Source organism: Nocardia inohanensis NBRC 100128 (genome assembly GCF_001612945.1).
GTDB classification, from domain to species: domain Bacteria; phylum Actinomycetota; class Actinomycetes; order Mycobacteriales; family Mycobacteriaceae; genus Nocardia; species Nocardia inohanensis.
Genome location: NZ_BDBK01000008.1, coordinates 220,195 through 239,396, shown reverse-complemented (window position 1 = coordinate 239,396; position 19,202 = coordinate 220,195). Strand labels below are relative to the sequence as shown.

18 protein-coding genes are annotated in these 19,202 nt (G+C 67.3%); 13 read left to right on the top strand and 5 right to left on the bottom strand.

Annotation, left to right across the window (positions count from 1 at the left end; translation table 11 throughout):
• Positions 1 to 35 precede the first annotated feature (35 nt).
• Both NI1_RS16875 and NI1_RS16870 read left to right on the top strand, forming a co-directional pair.
• On the top strand, positions 36 to 1,802 hold the full coding sequence (locus NI1_RS16875) for an MFS transporter (RefSeq protein ID WP_067821175.1): 1,767 nt from the start codon (positions 36 to 38) through the stop codon (positions 1,800 to 1,802).
• A 4-nt stretch (positions 1,803 to 1,806) separates the two neighbouring features.
• Positions 1,807 to 2,271: a MarR family winged helix-turn-helix transcriptional regulator gene (locus NI1_RS16870; protein WP_067821172.1), complete on the top strand. Its 465-nt coding sequence runs from the start codon at positions 1,807 to 1,809 to the stop codon at positions 2,269 to 2,271.
• Positions 2,272 to 2,289: 18 nt separating this feature from the next.
• On the opposite strand, the gene NI1_RS16865 is transcribed toward NI1_RS16870, so the two are convergent.
• The 5 genes from NI1_RS16865 to NI1_RS16845 form a co-directional block, all read right to left on the bottom strand.
• Positions 2,290 to 3,585: a DUF2786 domain-containing protein gene (locus tag NI1_RS16865; protein ID WP_067821169.1), complete on the bottom strand. Its 1,296-nt coding sequence runs from the start codon at positions 3,583 to 3,585 to the stop codon at positions 2,290 to 2,292.
• A gap of 84 nt (positions 3,586 to 3,669) precedes the next feature.
• Positions 3,670 to 4,572 (bottom strand): glycosyltransferase family 2 protein, encoded by a 903-nt coding sequence (locus NI1_RS16860; RefSeq protein ID WP_067821166.1) that lies wholly within the window; start codon positions 4,570 to 4,572, stop codon positions 3,670 to 3,672.
• Between the two features lie 152 nt (positions 4,573 to 4,724).
• The gene (locus tag NI1_RS16855; RefSeq protein WP_067821163.1) at positions 4,725 to 5,153 is read right to left on the bottom strand and encodes a CBS domain-containing protein; all 429 of its coding nucleotides are present in this window, start codon (positions 5,151 to 5,153) and stop codon (positions 4,725 to 4,727) included.
• A gap of 89 nt (positions 5,154 to 5,242) precedes the next feature.
• Positions 5,243 to 6,619 (bottom strand): dihydrolipoyl dehydrogenase family protein, encoded by a 1,377-nt coding sequence (locus NI1_RS16850; protein ID WP_067821160.1) that lies wholly within the window; start codon positions 6,617 to 6,619, stop codon positions 5,243 to 5,245.
• A gap of 63 nt (positions 6,620 to 6,682) precedes the next feature.
• Positions 6,683 to 7,606, bottom strand: a complete 924-nt coding sequence (locus tag NI1_RS16845; protein WP_067821156.1) for an FHA domain-containing protein — start codon at positions 7,604 to 7,606, stop codon at positions 6,683 to 6,685.
• A gap of 215 nt (positions 7,607 to 7,821) precedes the next feature.
• On the opposite strand from NI1_RS16845, the gene NI1_RS16840 reads away from it, so the two are divergent.
• The 11 genes from NI1_RS16840 (at position 7,822) to nuoK (ending at position 19,202) form a co-directional block, all read left to right on the top strand.
• Positions 7,822 to 8,241, top strand: coding sequence for an Rv3143 family two-component system response regulator (locus tag NI1_RS16840; protein ID WP_067821153.1), 420 nt, complete (start codon positions 7,822 to 7,824; stop codon positions 8,239 to 8,241).
• A 386-nt stretch (positions 8,242 to 8,627) separates the two neighbouring features.
• Positions 8,628 to 9,008 (top strand): NADH-quinone oxidoreductase subunit A, encoded by a 381-nt coding sequence (locus NI1_RS16835; protein ID WP_067821150.1) that lies wholly within the window; start codon positions 8,628 to 8,630, stop codon positions 9,006 to 9,008.
• Positions 9,009 to 9,080: 72 nt separating this feature from the next.
• Positions 9,081 to 9,635: a NuoB/complex I 20 kDa subunit family protein gene (locus NI1_RS16830; protein ID WP_067821147.1), complete on the top strand. Its 555-nt coding sequence runs from the start codon at positions 9,081 to 9,083 to the stop codon at positions 9,633 to 9,635.
• Entirely contained in the window at positions 9,632 to 10,420 is a 789-nt protein-coding gene (locus NI1_RS16825) for an NADH-quinone oxidoreductase subunit C (protein WP_084523331.1), read from the top strand. Before NI1_RS16830 ends, NI1_RS16825 begins: the two co-directional genes overlap by 4 nt.
• Complete coding sequence (gene nuoD, locus NI1_RS16820; protein WP_067821144.1) at positions 10,420 to 11,769, top strand: NADH dehydrogenase (quinone) subunit D; 1,350 nt, start codon at positions 10,420 to 10,422, stop codon at positions 11,767 to 11,769. Before NI1_RS16825 ends, nuoD begins: the two co-directional genes overlap by 1 nt.
• Positions 11,766 to 12,461, top strand: a complete 696-nt coding sequence (gene nuoE, locus NI1_RS16815) for an NADH-quinone oxidoreductase subunit NuoE (RefSeq protein ID WP_067821141.1) — start codon at positions 11,766 to 11,768, stop codon at positions 12,459 to 12,461. The genes nuoD and nuoE overlap by 4 nt, the downstream gene beginning before the upstream one ends.
• Entirely contained in the window at positions 12,458 to 13,771 is a 1,314-nt protein-coding gene (nuoF, locus tag NI1_RS16810; RefSeq protein WP_067821138.1) for an NADH-quinone oxidoreductase subunit NuoF, read from the top strand. Before nuoE ends, nuoF begins: the two co-directional genes overlap by 4 nt.
• Positions 13,768 to 16,236 (top strand): NADH-quinone oxidoreductase subunit G, encoded by a 2,469-nt coding sequence (locus NI1_RS16805; RefSeq protein WP_084523329.1) that lies wholly within the window; start codon positions 13,768 to 13,770, stop codon positions 16,234 to 16,236. The genes nuoF and NI1_RS16805 overlap by 4 nt, the downstream gene beginning before the upstream one ends.
• 82 nt (positions 16,237 to 16,318) lie before the next feature.
• The gene (nuoH, locus tag NI1_RS16800) at positions 16,319 to 18,079 is read left to right on the top strand and encodes an NADH-quinone oxidoreductase subunit NuoH (RefSeq protein ID WP_067822438.1); all 1,761 of its coding nucleotides are present in this window, start codon (positions 16,319 to 16,321) and stop codon (positions 18,077 to 18,079) included.
• The gene (locus tag NI1_RS16795) at positions 18,076 to 18,906 is read left to right on the top strand and encodes an NADH-quinone oxidoreductase subunit J (RefSeq protein WP_067821135.1); all 831 of its coding nucleotides are present in this window, start codon (positions 18,076 to 18,078) and stop codon (positions 18,904 to 18,906) included. Before nuoH ends, NI1_RS16795 begins: the two co-directional genes overlap by 4 nt.
• Positions 18,903 to 19,202 carry an NADH-quinone oxidoreductase subunit NuoK gene (nuoK, locus tag NI1_RS16790; RefSeq protein ID WP_067563639.1) on the top strand — a complete coding sequence of 100 codons (300 nt, stop codon included), beginning with the start codon at positions 18,903 to 18,905 and terminating at the stop codon, positions 19,200 to 19,202. Before NI1_RS16795 ends, nuoK begins: the two co-directional genes overlap by 4 nt.

Here is a 19,202-nt window from a genome sequence, read left to right as displayed (position 1 = left end):
CTGTTCGTACTTGTTCGACTCCTGGGGAGGCTCAGATGGCTACGGCTCCCACCACCGGCTTGGACGCCGATGATGTGAAGACCATTCGGCGGCGGCTCCGGGTCGACCGGGACCATCCGCATTACAAGTGGGTGGCGCTGTCCAATACGACGCTGGGGATGTTGATGGTGACCATCAACTCCTCGATCGTCATCATCTCGCTGCCGGCGATCTTCCACGGGATCGGGTTGAATCCGCTCGAGCCAGGGAACGTGAGCTACCTGCTGTGGCTGCTCATGGGGTTCTTGCTGGCATCCGCGGTGCTGGTGGTGTTGTTCGGGCGGCTGGGCGACATGTTCGGCCGCGTGCGCATCTACAACCTCGGGTTCGTGGTGTTCACGCTGTCGGCGATCGCGTTGTCGTTCGACCCGTTCACGCACGGCGGCGGCGCGATGTGGCTGATCGTATGGCGGGTGATCCAGGGCGTCGGCGGAGCCATGCTGATGGCGAATGCGACGGCGATCCTGACCGATGCCTTCCCGGTGCAGCAGCGTGGATTCGCACTGGGTATCAATCAGGTTGCCGCGGTGGCCGGTTCGTTCCTGGGCCTGGTGATCGGCGGCGTGCTGTCGGAGTGGGATTGGAAGGCCGTCTTCTGGGTCAGCGTGCCCTTCGGCATTTTGGGCACGGTGTGGTCGTACCGGTCGCTGCACGATTTCGGGGCGCGGACCCCGGGCTCGCTGGATCTGCCGGGAACCCTCACCTTCGCGCTCGGTCTCACCGCGCTGCTGACCGGCATCACGTACGGCATTCAGCCGTACGGTGATTCGGCCACCGGCTGGGGCAACCCCTGGGTGATCGGGTCGGTGTTCGGCGGTCTCGCGCTGCTCGCGCTGTTCTGCTGGATCGAGACCCGGGTCGCGCAGCCGATGTTCCAGCTCTCGCTGTTCCGCAATCGCGCGTTCGCGTTCGGCAATCTGGCGGGGCTGATGTCCTCGATCGGGCGCGGCGGCCTGCAATTCATGCTGATCGTCTGGTTGCAGGGCATCTGGTTGCCGCTGCACGGGTACGACTACGAGGCGACGCCGCTGTGGGCGGGCATCTACCTGCTGCCCTTGACGGTCGGATTCCTGATCGCCGGTCCGGTGTCGGGCTGGCTGTCGGATCGGTACGGCACCCGCACCTTCGCCACCCTCGGCATGCTCATCACCGCGGCGACTTTCGTACTGCTGGTGGTGATTCCGGCGGACTTCGACTACTGGGCTTTCGCGGCCATCGTCATGCTCAACGGTTTGGGCTCGGGCATGTTCGCCTCCCCCAACACCGCCGAGGTGATGAACAGCGTTCCGGCCTCGCAGCGCGGCGTGGCCTCGGGTATGCGCGGCACGCTGTTCAACGGCGGCATGGCGCTGTCCATGGGAATCTTCTTCTCGCTCATGATCATCGGCCTCTCCGGTCCGCTGCCCGATGCCATGGACTCGGGCTTGCAGGCGCAGGGCGTACCCGCCGACGTCGCCGGTCAGGTCGCGGATCTGCCGCCGGTCGGCAGCCTGTTCGCGGCGTTCCTGGGCTACAACCCGATCGAGGAACTGCTGGGGCACAGCGGCGTGCTGAACCAGCCGGGCGTGCACACCGATGTGCTCACCGGTCGCGAGTTCTTCCCGAACCTGATCTCCGGTCCCTTCCACTCCGGGCTGGTGGTCGTGTTCCTCGGTGCGGCGCTTATGATGCTGATCGGCGCGGTGGCGTCCTGGTTCGCCGGTACGCCCAAGGTGGTCGACGAGGCCACCGAACTCCGCGAAGCCGACCGCGCCGGAATCTGATCCGATGACGCAGGAGGATGTGCTGACCGAGTCCGCGAGTATCGCCGATACCGACCAGCTCAGCGAAGCCGCCGACCTCTATCACGCGATCGGCCGCACCATCCGGCTCCTGCGTCACTCCGGGGATCTGGGCGCGCTCAGCCCCGGCTCCGCCTCGGCCCTGGCCACGCTGGCCCGCTCGGGTCCCATGCGCTTGAGCGATCTCGCGCAGCTCGAGCGGGTCAGCGCCCCGACCATGTCCCGCATGATCACCGGGCTGGAGAAGGCGGGGCACGTATCCCGCGACGCCGATCCGGAAGACGGCCGGGCGCAACTGCTTTCGGCCACCGGTTCGGGGCATGACCTGGTCAGCGGATTGACCTCCGAGCGCATCCACCGGTTCGCCGCCGCGCTGGAGCGGCTCGAACCGAAACAGCGCGAGGACCTCAAGTCGACGCTGCTGCTTCTCATCGACGCACTGGACCAGTAAGCGGCCGGTGGTTCGGCGCTACTTCCGTCCTTTCCCGATCGGAGGATGCGCCCCGAGCTGAGCCTGGTTCGCGGCCGCACGCCCGGCCTGCCAGCCTTCGGCGCTGCCCGCGGAGATCCGGGACGATTTCGCGGCGGGGAAGTACGTCTCGAAGGCCTTGTCGACATCCTGCCGCCGGGCCGCCAGCACGGGGAGCAGGCGTTCCGGCGCAGCCGATTTCGCGATGGTGGCCTGCTCGGCCGCGGCCAGGCGTTCGCCGATGCGGGTGGCGTAGGCGATCAGGAAGGATTTGCGGAAGGTGCGGCTGCGCGCCTCCACCACGCGGTCCTGGTGATTGCCGCTGGCGATCATGGCGCGGGTCGCCTGCACCAGCAGCGAGGTGGTCAGCAGTTCGACCGCGTCGAGGTCGGTCTCGTCGCCGACGATGGCCACGAACCCCCACTCGGCGGACAGGATCACCCGGCATCGATTGGCCTTGGCGACCGCGTCGACGAGCAGCGCCTTGGCATCGACGTACGGGGTTTCCAGCCAGAGCCGGCGCGCGCCGGGCAGATCGACCGCACGGTGATCGGCATCGACCAGCACCCGGTCGATGGCGTACTTGGTCATCAATTCCTGCGCCTTGGCCGAAAGCGCTTCGGCCTCTTCGGGGTAGGCCGTCGACTCGGCCTTGGCCAGCAGACCGCGCACGCGGCCCAGCACCTTCTCGTCGACCGCGTGCGGCACGCTCTGCTCGGGCCGCGCGGCCCCCGGCAGCGGGCGGATCAGCGGCATCGCGGGCAATTGGAGCAGCAGAGCGAGAGCTTCGATCACCGTGGCGAGCGCCTCGGCGGGCGTCAGCAAGCGCTTCGCCGCCCACTGGCCGAAGTGCGGTTCGTCCGGCGACCACCACACCGTGGCCCCGGCCGCCGCGAGCTGGGCCAGCCAGGTCGCGTCCACCGATTCGGCGGGGTACGGGCGGACGTGGGCCGCCATCACATCGATCAGGTACCCCTGCGCGAACTCGTCCACCCGGCGGCGGGCCACCTGCTCGATATCCCCCGGCAGCCAGCCGTTGCGGAACACCGCCGAAACAAGTTGCCGCCCAGCCGAATCCGCGCCTTCGCTCAGCGGCGCCGGAGACAGTGCGCCCAGTTCGCCCGCGAATTGCCGCGCCGCCTTGGCATTGCCGCGAGCGACCGCCAGTGCCCCGGTCAGGATCGCCTGCCCGATCTGTTCGCCGGTCGCGTCCGCGCCGAGTCCGGAGGCGACGGCCGCGAACCCCGGATCGCCCGCGGCCCGCTGCCGCTCCTTGTGCCGCCGATTCTTGCCCATACCTCACCATCCGCCGCCACACCCAAGGATTCGAAGGTTAATCGGGACCTTCGGCAACCCTCGAACCGCATGGCGCGGACGGGGTCAGCCGGTGTAGGTGCGGTGGTGGATGTTCGCTCGCAGGCGGCCGAGGAGTCCGGCGGTATGCAGAATCCACAGACCGGTCGGCACTATCTTCCGGGGGAACGGATTCAGCGGATTGCAGACGATCGCCGTCACCAGCGAAAGCAGCGTGGCGCGGAACGGAATTCGAGGACAGCCCAGCGGGCGATGCTTTATGCAAACCTCGGCATACGTGTAGCCGTAATCGAAGCACTGGCTCCAGGCGTCACGGAAATTCCGCCGCAGCCGATACGCGATCACCGCGTCGGGGGCGTGCCCGAGTTTCTGACCGGACTGCTGCAAACGCCAGGAGATGTCCACATCGTCCGCGCCGACAACGAGGGATTCGTCGTAACCGCCGATCTTTTCGAAGGCGGAACGCCAATACGCCGTGTTGTTTCCATTGGCGAACGGCATCCAATGGGTGGGGAAGCCCTGCTCGGGCGGCGGCGCGGGCCGCCAGGTCGCGGCGGTGCGGTCGTTCAGGCTGTCGGTCTCCATCGCCCCGCTCACCGCGTCGAACTCCGCGGCGGTCCGGACCAGCGCGCTCAGCCAGGTGGGGTGTGCGCGGTCGTCCTGGTCGACGAAGACCAGGAAATCACCACCGGCGACCGCGGCCGCATTGTTGCGGGCGAAAGGCGCACCCCGTTTGCCGGAACTGTCCACATATCGCAGGCGCAGCTTTTCGGTGAGCGGATGCCCCGCAATATGTTCGCGCAGGCCGTCCTTCGACCCGTTATCGCTTACCAGCACCTCGAAATCGCCGGGGTAATCCTGTTCCGCCAGCCCTTCGAGTTGCTCGTCCAGATCGGGAAGTCCGTTGTAGACGGGGATGATGATGGACACCAGTTCGGGAATTCGATTCGCCGACAGTGGAGAACTCATATGGTGGAGCGTTCACAATCTCGAGGGTTGATGCTCCCGTCGCCGGGAGTATCGGGCTGCACAAGGTCGAGCGCGAAGGTATCCGCGATGCGGGTGACCGAAGCGTCGGTAAACACTCTTTCAGCTGTCGGGGTGGTGAACAATCCCCATTTTCACCCGTGCAGGTAGCGCACCAGATGTTCGCGTTCGGTCTGGAGTTCGGAGATCTGGCTCTTCACCACATCGCCGATGCTCACGATGCCGACCATGCGCCCGTCCACCAGTACCGGCAGATGGCGGATGCGGTGCTCGGTCATGGCGGTGTTGAGGGTTTCGACATGGTCCTCCGGCGCACAGGTGTGCACGGCCGCGGTCATGATCGCCGACACCGGCTGATCCAGCAGTTCCGCGCCGTAGGTGTGCAGGTGGCGGACGATGTCGCGCTCGGAGGCGATGCCGGAGATGGCCATCCCGTCCGGGGAGACGACGACCGCGCCCACATTCTGTGCCGCAAGCACTCTCAGCAGTTCACGCACCGTTGCATCGGGTGCGATCGTGACTACGTCGGAGCCTTTCCGGCGCAGGATTTCGGAGATGCGCATATGTCCACCGCCAACCCTCGGGACCCTTCGATGCTTAACAGGATCGCGCGATTTGCCGCAGGTGAACAGCAACGATTACGACGCGATACCTAACCGGACGCGAGAGCGTCGAGCGCGGATTCGATGGCGCGGTGGAAGGTCGGGTAGGCGTAGATCATCTCGCGCAGGGTGGCGGTGGGAACCTGGGCGTGCACCGCCACGGCCAGCGCGCTCAGGACTTCTCCCCCGGTGGGGCCCGCCGAGGTGGCACCGACCAGCACCCCGCGATCGGCGTCCTCGATCAGCTTGAGAAATCCGTCGTTGCCGGCCTTGTGAATCCACCCGCGCGTCGAGTCGGGCAGTTCGGTGTGCCCGATCCGGATGTTCAGGCCACTTGACTCGGCCTCCGCCTGGGTCATCCCGACCGCGCCGATCTCCGGATCGGTGAAGGTCACCCGCGGAACCGCGTGGTAGCGGGCCGGTTCGGTGGATTCGCCGAGGATGTCCTGGGCCGCGATCCGGGCCTGATACATCGAGACGTGCGTGAAGTTGCCGCGACCGGTGACATCGCCGATGGCCCAGACACCGTCGGCGACGCGCAGGTGTTCGTCCACGGTCAGCCCCTTCGCGCTGTCGTCCAGCCCGAGCGCGGCGACACCGAGGCCCGCGAGATCGGTGAAACGCCCCGTGGCGATGAGCAGCTGCTCGGCGTGCAGGCTCTCGCCGCCTTCCAGCTTCACCGTGAAGCCCTGCTCGTCGTGGGCCACGGACTCGGCGTGCACGCCGGTGCGCAGCGTAATGCCGTCGGCGGCGAACACTTTCGCCAGCAACTCCCCCGCCTCCGGTTCGTCACGTGGCAGCAGGCGATGCGGGACGATCATGGTGACCTGCACGCCGAAGCGGGCGAAGAGCTGCGCGAATTCCGCACCGACCGGTCCGCCGCCGACCACGATCAGCGACGCCGGCAGTTCGGTCACGGTCACCGCTTCACGGTTGGTCCAGTACGGGGTATCGGCGAGGCCGGGCAGCTTCGGAACCACCGGGGCGGTACCGGGATTCAGCACGATGGCGCGCTCGGTGCGGAAGACCCGATCTCCGTCCGCGGTCGCCACGGTGACTTCGTTCGGCGCGGAGATGCGCCCCCAGCCCCGCACGAACCGCCCGCCCGCCTTCTCGAATCGTTCGACGGCCGAGGCATCGTCCCAATCGGCGGTCGCATCGTCCCGGATCCGCGCCGCCACCGGGGCCCAATCCGCCCGCACCGTGGCCGTTCCCGCGAGCTCGTCCACCCGCCGCGCCTCGGCCAGCGCCGACGCCGCCCGCACCATCATCTTGGTGGGAACGCAGGCGTAGTACGGGCATTCGCCGCCGACCAGCCGCCCCTCCACGCCGACCACCGACAGCCCGCCCCGAGCCAGCCGCATCGCGAGTTCCTCACCACCGGGACCCATCCCGATCACGACGGCGTCCACGACTTCAGCGGGCATAACGGCTCCTCGGGTTCGCTGGGCGTTCGCCCTCGACGCTATCCCACCGCCGGATCAGCGCGGTTATTGCGGCGACTCGAACGTGAACACCCGACCGCCGAGCATCAACTGACTGCCCGGTTCGAGTGCAACCGGATGCCCCGGCACCGCTCGCATCCACTCCGCCCGTCCCGGCGGCTTGATATGCGTCCCGTTGGCCGATCCCCGGTCCACCACCGTCACCTCCCGCTCCGCCAAACGCACCTCGGCGTGCACCCGCGACATCCCACCCGAAACATCATGCAGCCGTATCGGTTTCGCACCCCGTCGCACCCGCTCGGAGCGTTCCGGTTCCCGCCCGATCACCAGATCGCCGTCCAACGCGAACGACGTGCCGTCATCGAGCACCAGCACGCCCAGCGGTGGCCGCTCCGATGGAGATCCGAAGTCGCGCACCGCGAGGAATCCACCGCTGGAAGTAGTTTCGCCCGCTTCACCGACCCACAGCACCGCGCCCGACCCGGGCATGCGCCCGGCGCCCAATGACCAGACGCCTGGCGCGGGCAGCTCGTCGCGCGGGGTCTCCTCATCCACGAACAAGGCGGCCGCACGCGCGGGCGTCGGCAGCACCACGCGATCCACCGTGAACCCGGCATCGCTCCCGTGCAGGACTTCACGTCCGTCGTCGCCTTCGAGGACGGCGGTGATCCGGCCGTGCAAGAAGACCGCCAGGGCCCGGGTCCCGGGCGTCAGGACACCGAACTCGACCCGTTCCTCGTCCTCGCGGCTCATCAGCCAGGTGGAGGCCAGCCGCGCGAAAGTCCTTCCGGTGCGCCGGGTTTCCCGCGAGGCCGCCTCGCGCACCAGTTCGGCGAGCTTGTCCAGCACCGCCAGGGACTCCGATTCGGCGGTCACCGCGGCGTCGTCACGGTGCGCGACGACCACCACCACCCCGTCCACGCACGCCACCAGATGCCCGCCGGGCACCACCTCCACCCGCCCGGTCATGCGATCCGGCCTCCGCTGCCGCGCCGGTGTGGCATCCCATCGGTCCGGGCGTCGGTTTCGCTCAGCCGTTCATCGATGTCTCCCCGCATTTTCCGGATGCTACCGGGCGTGAATCGGGTATCGATTGTGATCGACTTGTCGTGCGTCCGGCGAAATCGCGACGCGCACACGGGTTCACCCGAAGCTGCCACCTGCACCCATGTGCAACCCGTACCATGCGGGACGTGGCCGAAGCGAAACGTCCCGCAGCGGTGCGAGTGCTGGTCTACAGCAACGACACCGATACCCGTAGCCAAGTCATGCTGGCGCTGGGCAGAAGGCCGCATGCCGACCTACCGCCCATCGAATACCTCGAAGTCGCCACCGGAGCGGTGGTCATCGAGCAGCTGGACAATCACGAACTGGATCTGCTGATCCTCGACGGTGAGTCCGCACCCACCGGTGGGCTCGGCCTGGCCAAGCAGCTCAAGGACGAAATCGCCGATTGCCCACCCATCGTCGTCATCACCGGCCGTCCGGATGACGCCTGGCTGGCGAACTGGTCGCGTGCCGATGCCGCGGTCTCCCACCCCATCGACCCCATCCGCCTGACGGACGCGGTCCTCGGCGTGCTCCGGAGCCGTTCCGCAGCCTGAAGCCGCATGGCTCGCTGGATCATTCTTCAGGGGTTCACCCCTGAAACCCCAAGTGGCCGAACGGCCCGCGACCAGGTTTCTGGGGTGCAGCGTCGACCAGGCGAAATCGATCCACGCGACCGGGGGTTTCAGGGGTGAAACCCCTGAGAGTTACGAGAGTTGTTTCTGTCACGTGACGACGGCGATTGCGTCTATTCGGTCATAAAAGACTGTTCCGAATTCGATCAAACGCAGTGGTGAATCGTCATGTATGTTGTCGCGTGAGTTGTAGTCTGTGCCCTAGCTCACACCGCGCGCGGTAGGCGTATTACTCCACCGGCCCCCCGCGCGTCGGCAGCTGCGTCCGTACATCGCGTCGTCCAGCTCGCAGGAGGGGTAGTGCTGTTGTGAACATCGAAACACCCACGCTTGTCCTGGGCGCGGTCGCCGCCGGCTTCGCGGTCTTCTCCGTGTTCCTGGCGTCGCTGATCGGCCCGAAACGCTACAACCGGGCAAAGCTCGAACCGTACGAATGCGGTATCGAGCCCACCCCGCACGCCATCGGCGGCGGGCCCGGAAGCCCTGCCGGACAACGCTTTCCGGTGAAGTACTACCTCACCGCCATGCTCTTCATCATCTTCGATATCGAGATCGTCTTCCTCTACCCGTGGGCGGTGCACTTCGATTCGCTGGGCCTGTTCGGCCTGGCCGCCATGGCGCTGTTCATCTTCAACGTCTCGGTGGCCTACGCCTACGAGTGGAAGCGGGGCGGGCTCAGCTGGGATTGATTGCCGCACAGGGGGATTCCGAAAACCAACTCCGCCTTCGACGGAGTCGATCCGATGGAGAAGTAGTTCGACATGGGTCTCGAGGAGAAACTGCCCAGCGGATTCCTGCTGAGCACAGTGGAAGGAATGGCCGGCTACCTGCGTAAAAGTTCGCTGTGGCCCGCCACATTCGGTTTGGCGTGCTGCGCGATCGAGATGATGGCCACCGGCGGCGGGCGATTCGATATCGCCCGCTTCGGCATGGAGGCGTTCCGTGCCTCCCCCCGCCAGGCCGATCTCATGATCGTCGCGGGCCGGGTCAGCCAGAAGATGGCCCCCGTCCTGCGCCAGGTGTACGACCAGATGACCGAACCCAAATGGGTACTGGCCATGGGTGTTTGCGCATCCAGCGGCGGCATGTTCAACAACTACGCGATCGTGCAGGGCGTCGACCACGTCGTGCCGGTCGACATCTACCTGCCCGGCTGCCCGCCGCGCCCGGAGATGCTGTTGAACGCGATCCTGAAGCTGCACGAGAAGATTCAGGAATCCCCGCTCGGCGTCAATCGCGAAGAGGCCGTTCGCGAGGCCGAACGCGCCGCGCTGGCCAGCACCCCGACCATCCAGTTGAAGGGGCTGTTGCGATGACATTCGATTCAGCCACAGGCACGGAGAGCCCCCCGGAGGAAGCCGTGAAAGCGCACGGCGAATCGAACCAGCCGATCGAACCACCCGAGGAAACCGCCCCGGGCACACCGGATTCCGCGTCCGAACCGCAGGCGGCGGAGGTGATCGGCGTCCGGCACGGCATGTTCGGCGTGACCGGCACCGGCGACACCTCCGGCTACGGCCGCCTGGTGCGCACGGTGAGCCTGCCCGGCGGCAGTGAACCGCCCTACGGCGGCTACTTCGACGACCTGGTGGCCAATCTGCGGGTCGCGCTGGGCAGCGTCTTCGCCGAGGCCATCGAGAAGATCGTGGTCTTCCGCGGCGAGCTGACCCTGCACGTGGTCCGCGAACACCTGCCGCTGGTGGCACAGACCCTGCGCGACAAGGAGCCGCTGCGCTTCGAGTTGTGCCTGGGCGTGAGCGGCGCGCACTACCCGGATGAGAAGGGCCGGGAGTTGCACGCCATCTACCCGCTCAATTCCATCACCCACAACCGCCGGGTGCGCCTGGAAGTCTCGGTGCCCGACGCGGATCCGCACATCCCCTCGCTCTACTCCGTCTACCCCACGACGGACTGGCACGAGCGGGAAACCTACGACTTCTTCGGCATCCTGTTCGACGGGCACCCCTCGCTGACCCGGATCGCGATGCCCGACGACTGGCGCGGACACCCCCAGCGCAAGGACTACCCGCTCGGCGGGATCCCGGTCGAGTACAAGGGCGCGCGCATCCCGCCGCCCGACGAGCGGAGGGCGTACAAGTAATGAACGACATCGACACCCGGCGCACCGAGAGCGGTACGCCGGATACACCCGTCTCTCCCACTCCCGAACGGGAATTCACCGCCGTCGGCAACGACTGGGACGAGATCGCCGCCGCCCTGGACGGGGCCGCCGAGGAACGCATCGTCGTGAATATGGGCCCCCAGCACCCCTCCACGCACGGGGTGCTGCGCCTGATTCTGGAGATCGAGGGCGAAACCGTCACCGAGGCCCGCTGCGGCATCGGCTATCTGCACACCGGCATCGAGAAGAATCTCGAGTACCGCAGCTGGGTGCAGGGCGTCACCTTCGTCACCCGCATGGACTATCTGTCGCCGTTCTTCAACGAGACGGCGTACTGCCTGGGCGTGGAGAAGCTCCTCGATATCACCGACGATATTCCCGAGCGCGCCAACGTCATTCGCGTCATGCTCATGGAGCTCAACCGCATCTCCTCGCACCTGGTGGCGCTGGCCACCGGCGGTATGGAGCTGGGCGCGCTGACGCCCATGCTGTTCGGGTTCCGTGAACGCGAACTGATCCTGGACGTGTTCGAGAACATCACCGGCCTGCGCATGAACCACGCCTACATCCGGCCCGGCGGCGTCTCGCAGGATCTGCCGGAGGACGGCGTGCAGAAGGTGCGCGAGCTGCTCGAGCTCATGCCGAAGCGCCTGCGGGACATGGAGCTGCTGCTCAACGAGAACCCGATCTGGAAGGCCCGCACCCGCAATGTCGGGTACCTGGACCTGACCGGCTGCATGGCGCTGGGCATCACCGGCCCGGTGCTGCGCTCCACGGGCCTGCCCCACGATCTGCGTAAAGCTCAGCCGTACTGCGGTTACGAGAACTACGAGTTCGAGGTGCAGGTCGACACCGGCTGTGACTGCTACGGGCGCTACCTGATTCGCGTGAACGAGATGAAGGAATCGCTCAAGATCGTCGAGCAGTGCCTGGACAAGCTGCGCCCGGGCCCGGTCATGGTGGAGGACAAGAAGATCGCGTGGCCGGCGGATCTGGAGCTGGGTCCCGACGGTCTGGGCAACTCCCCCAAGCACATCTCCAACATCATGGGCAAGTCGATGGAGTCGCTCATCCACCATTTCAAGCTGGTGACCGAGGGAATGCGAGTGCCGCCCGGCCAGGTGTACACGGCCGTGGAATCCCCGCGTGGCGAGCTGGGCGTGCATATCGTCAGTGACGGCGGCACCCGCCCGTATCGCGTGCACTACCGTGACCCCTCCTTCACGAATCTGCAAGCGGTGGCGGCGATGTGCGAGGGCGGCATGGTCGCCGACGTCATCGCCGCGGTCGCCTCCATCGACCCGGTGATGGGTGGTGTGGACCGATGACCGAGATCCTGCTCAACCTGACCGTGCGCCCGATCCCGTATCCGCAGGAGGTGCACGACCGCCTCCAGCTGGAGGCCAAGGAGATCATCGACCGGTACCCGCATTCGCGGTCGGCGCTGCTGCCGCTCTTGCATCTGGTGCAATCGGTGGAGGGCTACGTCTCCGGCACCGGCATCGAATTCTGTGCCGAGCAGCTGGGATTGACCGATGCCGAGGTGACCGCGGTCGCCACCTTCTACTCCATGTACCGGCGCACGCCGACCGGTGACTTCCACGTCGGCGTCTGCACCAACACGCTGTGCGCGGTCATGGGCGGTGACCAGATCTTCGCGGAACTGAAGCAGCACTTGGGCATCAAGCACGGGGAGACCACCGCCGACGGCGCGGTCACCCTCGAACACATCGAATGCAATGCGGCCTGCGACTACGCGCCGGTGGTGATGGTCAACTGGGAGTTCTTCGACGACCAGACCCCGGACAAGGCTCGTGCGCTGGTGGATTCGCTGCGCCGCGGCGAGCAGGTGACCGGAACCCGCAGCGGCGCACCGCTGTGCACCTTCCGCGAGACCGCGCGGATTCTCGCCGGATACCCCGACGACCGGCCCGATGCCAACAACGGTGATCCCGGCGCGGCAACGCTCGCGGGTTTGCATGCGGTGCAAGATGATTCGACCGACGGAGGCGCGAAGTGACCCTGACGCCGGTACTCACCCGCCACTGGGCGGATCCGGAATCGTGGACGCTGGAGAACTACCGCCGCCAGGACGGCTACCGCGCCCTGCCGAAGGCGCTGCGCATGCAACCGGACGAGGTCATCGCGACCGTCAAGGACTCCGGGCTGCGCGGTCGCGGCGGCGCGGGCTTCCCGACCGGAATGAAGTGGGGATTCATCCCGCAGGGGCCGGGCCCGGACGGCGTCACCAAACCGCACTACCTGGTGGTCAATGCCGACGAGTCGGAACCGGGGACCTGCAAGGACATTCCGTTCATGCTGGCCTCCCCGCACACCCTGGTCGAAGGTGTGATCATCGCGGCGTACGCGATCCGTGCCTCGCATGCGTTCATCTACCTGCGCGGCGAGGTCGTCCCGGTGTTGCGCCGGCTGCAAACCGCGGTCCGCGAGGCGTACGACGCCGGCTATCTCGGCCGCAATATCCTCGGCTCCGGCTACGACCTGGAAGTGGTCGTACACGCCGGAGCCGGCGCGTATATCTGCGGCGAGGAGACCGCACTGCTGGATTCCCTGGAAGGCCGCCGCGGTCAGCCCCGGCTGCGTCCGCCGTTCCCCGCCGTCGCCGGGCTCTATGCCTGCCCGACCGTGGTGAACAATGTGGAATCCATTGCCTCCGTACCCTCCATCATCGCCAATGGCGTGGAGTGGTTCCGGGGCTTCGGCAGCGAGAAGTCGCCGGGCACCACGATCTACTCGCTCTCGGGTCACGTGACGCGACCGGGCCAGTACGAAGCACCCCTCGGAATCACCCTGCGCGAGTTGCTCGCTCACGCGGGCGGCATCCGAAAAGGGCACACGCTGAAATTCTGGACGCCGGGCGGCTCCTCCACTCCACTGTTCACCGCCGAGCACCTCGACGTCCCACTCGACTACGAGGGCGTGGCCGCGGCCGGATCCATGCTGGGCACCAAGGCGCTTCAGCTCTTCGACGAAACCACCTGCGTGGTGCGGGCCGTCCTGCGCTGGACCGAGTTCTACGCCCACGAATCCTGCGGTAAATGCACCCCGTGCCGCGAAGGCACCTACTGGCTGGTGCAGTTGCTGCAACGCCTGGAGAACGGCACCGGCCACGAGACCGACCTGGACAAGCTCCTGGACATCGCCGACAACATCAACGGCAAATCGTTCTGCGCCCTCGGTGACGGCGCGGCCAGCCCGATCTTCTCCTCCCTGAAGTACTTCCGCGACGAGTACGCCGAGCACATCCGACTCGGCCACTGCCCGTTCGACCCGGCCCGGTCCACCGTCTGGGCTGAAGGAGTGCGATGACATCCACAGTCAGCTCCAGCACCGGCGGCGATCTCGCACCCGCCGAGATGGTGAGCGTAACCATCGACGGGACCGTGGTCTCCGTCCCGCCCGGCACGCTGCTGATCCGGGCCGCCGAACTCATCGGCATCCAGATTCCGCGGTTCTGCGACCACCCGCTGCTGGACCCGGTCGGCGCGTGCCGGCAGTGCCTGGTCGAGGTGGAGGGGCAGCGCAAGCCGGTGGCCTCCTGCACCATGACCGTCGCCGACGGCATGGTGGTGCACACCCAGCTCACCTCGCCCGCCGCGGAGAAGGCGCAGGAGGGTGTGATGGAGCTGCTGCTCATCAACCACCCCCTCGATTGCCCGGTCTGCGACAAGGGCGGCGAGTGCCCGTTGCAGAACCAGGCCATGTCCAGCGGTCGCGCCGAATCTCGGTTCGACGGCGAGAAGCGCACCTACCCCAAGCCGATTCCGCTCTCCTCGGCGATCCTGCTGGATCGTGAACGCTGCGTGCTGTGTGCGCGCTGCACCCGGTTCTCGCAGCAGGTCGCGGGCGACCCGTTCATCGAATTGATGGATCGCGGTGCGCTGCAACAGGTCGGCATCGCGGCCGGGGAGCCCCTGGACTCCTACTTCTCCGGCAATACCGTGCAGATCTGCCCCGTGGGCGCGCTCACCGGCAGCACCTACCGGTTCCGGGCCCGGCCCTTCGATCTGGTGTCCAGCCCGGCGGTGTGCGAGCACTGCGCCTCCGGCTGTGCCCAGCGCACCGATCATCGGCGCGGCAAGGTCATGCGCCGGCTCGCCGGGGACGACCCGCAGGTCAACGAGGAATGGAACTGCGACAAGGGACGATTCGCGTTCCAGTACGCCACCGAACCCGATCGGCTCACCACACCGCTGGTGCGCAGCTGGGACGGTTCGTTGCAGCCTGCCTCGTGGTCGGAGGCGCTGACCGCCGCCGCGCGAGGGCTGGCCTCGGCTCACGGCAATGCCGGTGTGCTGGTGGGCGGGCGGGTGACCCTGGAGGACGCCTACGCGTACTCCAAGTTCGCGCGAGTCGCCCTGGGCACCAACGACATCGACTTCCGTTCGCGCGCGCACTCCGCCGAGGAAGCCGACTTCCTGGCGGCGCGGGTCGCGGGCCAGGGCATCACGGTGGATTACGCGGCGCTGGAACGCGCGCCGATGGTGCTGCTGGTCGGATTCGAGGCGGAGGAAGAATCGCCCATCGTATATCTGCGGCTGCGCAAGTCGGCCCGCAAGAACGGCGCGGCCATCTTCTCCATGGCTCCGTACGTGACGCGTGGTTTGCAGCGCATGTCCGGGACCTTGGTCGCCACCGCGCCGGGTGTGGAACCGCATCTGCTGGAGGCGATTCGGACCGGGTCGACCGAGGGCATCGCGGCGGAGTACGGCCGGCTGCACGAAATCGGGGCGCTGCTGCGGGAACCGGGCGCGCTGATCCTCGTGGGTGAACGGCTCGGCGGGATTCCCGGCGGGCTCTCGGCCGCCGCCCGGCTGGCCGACGAGACCGGCGCGGGCCTGGCCTGGATTCCCCGGCGCGCCGGAGAACGCGGAGCGCTGGAAGCCGGAGCCCTGCCGGTACTGTTGCCGGGCGGTCGTCCCCTCTCGGATCCCGTTGCGCGGCTTCAGCTTCGGGAAGCGTGGGGCATGGGCGAGCTGCCCGCGACCGCGGGCAAGGACACCAGCGCCATCCTGGCCGCCGCACCCACTTTGGGCGCACTGCTCATCGGTGGCGTGGAGGTCGGCGATATGCCCGACCCGCACGCGGCCTTGCAGGCCATCGACGCGGCCAGCTTCGTGGTCTCGCTCGAACTGCGGCGCAGCGATATCACCGACCGCGCGGACGTGGTCTTCCCCGTCGCCTCGGCCATGGAGAAGACCGGCACCTTCCTGACCTGGGAGGGCCGCCACCGCCAATTCGATGCCGCGCTGCGCGATTCCACGGTCCGGCGCGAGCCCGCGCCGCTGGCCGAGTACCGCGTGCTGGATGCCATCGCCCAGGAAATGGGGGTGCGCCTGGGCCTGCCCGATGCCGCCCACGCGCGCGCGGAACTGGCCGACCTGGGTGCGTGGGACGGCCCCGCCGCCGCCACACCCTCTCTGCGGCCGCAGCCCCTCCCGCAACCGCCCGCGGGCGCGGCGATCCTGTCCGGCTGGCGCATGCTCATCGACCGCGGCAAGTTGCAGGACGGCGAACCCAACCTCGCCGGCACCGCCCGCACCCCCGTGGTCCGGCTCTCCGCGCACACCGCCGCCGAGATCGGGGCCACCACCGGCGATCCGGTGACGGTCGGCAACGACCACGGGCGCATCACGCTGCCGCTGGTCATCACCGAGATGCCCGACCGCGTGGTGTGGCTGCCCATGAATTCCCCCGGCTCGGACGTGCTGGTGCAGCTCGGCACCACACCCGGCCGCATCGTGCGTATCCGACGGGAGGACCACCGTGAGTGAGCTCTATTCGATCGGCGGGTTCGCTGGGCCCTACGTGGTGACGCACGCTGCCGCCGCCGGGCCCGACGCGAACCCGCTGGGCATGTTCGGCCACGATCCGTGGTGGCTGGTGCTGGTGAAATCGATCGGCATCTTCGTCTTCCTGCTGCTCACCCCGATGCTGGCGGTGTACGCGGAGCGAAAGATCGTGGCGTTCATGCAGATGCGCGTCGGCCCCAACCGGGTCGGCCCGCGCGGCACCCTGCAATCCATCGCCGACGGCGTGAAGATGCTCCTCAAAGAGGACATCATCCCGGCCATCGTGGACAAGCCGATCTTCATTCTGGCGCCGATCATTTCGCTGATCCCGGCCGTGATGGCGTTCGCGGTCATCCCGTTCGGACCCGAAGTCAGTATGTTCGGGCATCGCACGCCGTTGCAGCTGACCGATATGCCGGTCGGCGTGCTCTACATCCTGGCCATGGCCTCGGTGGGCGTGTACGGAATCGTGCTGGCGGGCTGGGCCTCCGGGTCCACCTACCCGCTGCTGGGCGGGTTGCGCTCCACCGCGCAGGTCATTTCCTATGAGATCGCCATGGCGCTGTGCTTCGCCGCGGTGTTCCTGCTCTCGGGCACCATGGCGACCTCCGGCATCGTGGAGGCGCAGTACGGCACCTGGTACGTCTTCCTGCTGCTGCCGTCGTTCCTGATCTACGCGGTTTCCATGGTCGGCGAGACCAACCGCGCGCCCTTCGACCTGCCCGAGGCCGAGGGCGAGCTGGTCGGCGGCTTCCACACCGAGTACTCCTCGCTCAAGTTCGCCATGTTCATGATGGCCGAATACATCAACATGGCAACGGTTTCCGCGCTGGCGACCACGCTGTTCTTCGGCGGCTGGCACGCGCCGTTCCCGCTCAGCCTGTGGGCGGGCGCGAACTCCGGCTGGTGGCCCATGCTGTGGTTCACCGCCAAGGTGTGGACGTTCCTGTTCGTGTTCATCTGGCTGCGCGGCACGCTGCCGCGCCTGCGCTACGACCAGTTCATGAACGTGGGCTGGAAGCTGCTGATCCCGGTGTCGCTGGCCTGGGTCATGTACGTGGCCACGTTGCGCGCCTTGCAGAACGAGGGCATCGAGGTTCAGACGCCGGGCATGATCATCGGCGGAATTCTGGTGGCGGGCTTGCTGATCGGGCTGGTGCTCAAGGCCGGGCACGCCGGCGACGATCGCACCAAGGCCGCACCGGACGAGGACGCCACCACCGCCTACTCGGCGTTCCCGGTGCCGCCCATGCCGAAGGAACCGCCCGCCGAGAAGCCCAAACCCGGTCTGCTGGAACCGCTCGGCGGCTTCCTGGTCACCGGCGGCACCATGTTCAAGAAGCCGAACACCGAGCTGTACCCGGAGGTCAAGACGCCGACCGCGCCGCGCTATCACGGGCGGCACCAGCTCAACCGGCATCCGGACGGCCTGGAGAAGTGCATCGGCTGCGAACTGTGCGCCTGGGCCTGCCCGGCGGACGCCATCTACGTCGAGGGCGCGGACAACACCGAGGACGAACGTTTCTCGCCCGGTGAGCGTTACGGCCGCGTCTACCAGATCAACTATCTGCGCTGCATCGGCTGCGGCCTGTGCATCGAGGCCTGCCCGACCCGGGCGCTGACCATGACCAACGAATACGAGCTGGCCGACGACAATCGCGCCGACCTCATCTTCGAGAAGGACGACCTGCTCGCACCGCTGCGCAACGGCATGCTGGCCCCGCCGCACGCCATGTACCCCGGTGCCGACGAGGGCTCCTACTACCGGGGTGAAGTACCCGGCGCGCCTGGCGAACTGGCCGACGCGGAAGGGGCGGCGAAATGATCGACCTGCTGGCTGCCGATCCGGAGCTGATCACCCGCACCTCCACCGGAGAGGCCGTGCTGTTCTGGGTGCTCGCGGTGATCGCGGTGGTGGGTGCGCTGGGCATGGTGTGCGCGCCCAAGGCGGTGCACTCCGCACTCTGCCTGGCCGCCACCATGATCACGCTCTCGGTGTTCTACATCGCCCAGGACGCGCTGTTCCTGGGCGTGGTGCAGATCGTCGTCTACACCGGCGCGGTCATGATGCTGTTCCTGTTCGTGCTGATGCTCGTCGGCGTGGATTCGGCGGAGTCGCTGAAGGAATCGATTCGCGGGCAGCGGATCGCGGTGCTGGTGGTGGGCATCGGCTTCGGGCTGCTGATCATCGCGGCCGTCGCCCGCGGCATGTCCGACAAGAGCGTGGCGCTCACCGGGCCCGGCCTCGGCGGCAACGACACCGTCGGCGCGCTCGCCGAACTCATCTTCGTGCGCTACGTGTGGGCGTTCGAGCTGACCGGCGCACTGCTCATCACCGCCACCATCGGGGCCATGGTGCTCGCGCACCGCGAACGCTTCGGACCGCGTCAGGATCAGCGGGAAATGTCCAAACAGCGCTTCCGCGAAGGCAAGCGGGTCACGCCGCTGCCGACGCCCGGCGTATACGCCCGCCACAATGCCGTCGATGCGCCGGCGCGGCTGCCGGACGGCTCCTTCGAGGAACTGTCGGTCAGCACCATCCTGCGGCATCGGCGCGAACGCGCGCACACCGAAGCGGCGGCGCGCAATGTGCGCGAGAACGGCACTGTGAGCGACGGCGGCAACGACTCCCCCGAGGAAGGTTTGCGGTGAATCCCGATAATTACCTGTATCTCTCGGCTCTGCTCTTCACCATCGGCGCGGCCGGAGTGCTGGTGCGGCGCAATGCCATCGTCGTGTTCATGTGCATCGAGTTGATGCTCAATGCGGTGAACCTCGCGTTCGTCACCTTCGCCCGGCTGCACGCCAATCTCGACGGTCAGGTGTTCGCGTTCTTCACCATGGTGGTCGCGGCGGCCGAGGTCGTGGTCGGCCTGGCCATCATCATGACCATCTTCCGGGCCCGCCGCTCGACCTCGGTCGACGACGCGAATCTGCTGCGGTACTGA

Coding starts and splice junctions, on each gene's coding strand:
- NI1_RS16875 (WP_067821175.1), top strand. CDS start 36: ATGGCTACGGCTCCCACCACCGGCTTGGACGCCGATGATGTGAAGACC.
- NI1_RS16870 (WP_067821172.1), top strand. CDS start 1,807: ATGACGCAGGAGGATGTGCTGACCGAGTCCGCGAGTATCGCCGATACC.
- NI1_RS16865 (WP_067821169.1), bottom strand. CDS start 3,585: ATGGGCAAGAATCGGCGGCACAAGGAGCGGCAGCGGGCCGCGGGCGAT.
- NI1_RS16860 (WP_067821166.1), bottom strand. CDS start 4,572: ATGAGTTCTCCACTGTCGGCGAATCGAATTCCCGAACTGGTGTCCATC.
- NI1_RS16855 (WP_067821163.1), bottom strand. CDS start 5,153: ATGCGCATCTCCGAAATCCTGCGCCGGAAAGGCTCCGACGTAGTCACG.
- NI1_RS16850 (WP_067821160.1), bottom strand. CDS start 6,619: ATGCCCGCTGAAGTCGTGGACGCCGTCGTGATCGGGATGGGTCCCGGT.
- NI1_RS16845 (WP_067821156.1), bottom strand. CDS start 7,606: ATGACCGGGCGGGTGGAGGTGGTGCCCGGCGGGCATCTGGTGGCGTGC.
- NI1_RS16840 (WP_067821153.1), top strand. CDS start 7,822: ATGCGGGACGTGGCCGAAGCGAAACGTCCCGCAGCGGTGCGAGTGCTG.
- NI1_RS16830 (WP_067821147.1), top strand. CDS start 9,081: ATGGGTCTCGAGGAGAAACTGCCCAGCGGATTCCTGCTGAGCACAGTG.
- NI1_RS16825 (WP_084523331.1), top strand. CDS start 9,632: ATGACATTCGATTCAGCCACAGGCACGGAGAGCCCCCCGGAGGAAGCC.
- nuoD (WP_067821144.1), top strand. CDS start 10,420: ATGAACGACATCGACACCCGGCGCACCGAGAGCGGTACGCCGGATACA.
- nuoE (WP_067821141.1), top strand. CDS start 11,766: ATGACCGAGATCCTGCTCAACCTGACCGTGCGCCCGATCCCGTATCCG.
- NI1_RS16805 (WP_084523329.1), top strand. CDS start 13,768: ATGACATCCACAGTCAGCTCCAGCACCGGCGGCGATCTCGCACCCGCC.
- nuoH (WP_067822438.1), top strand. CDS start 16,319: ATGTTCGGCCACGATCCGTGGTGGCTGGTGCTGGTGAAATCGATCGGC.
- NI1_RS16795 (WP_067821135.1), top strand. CDS start 18,076: ATGATCGACCTGCTGGCTGCCGATCCGGAGCTGATCACCCGCACCTCC.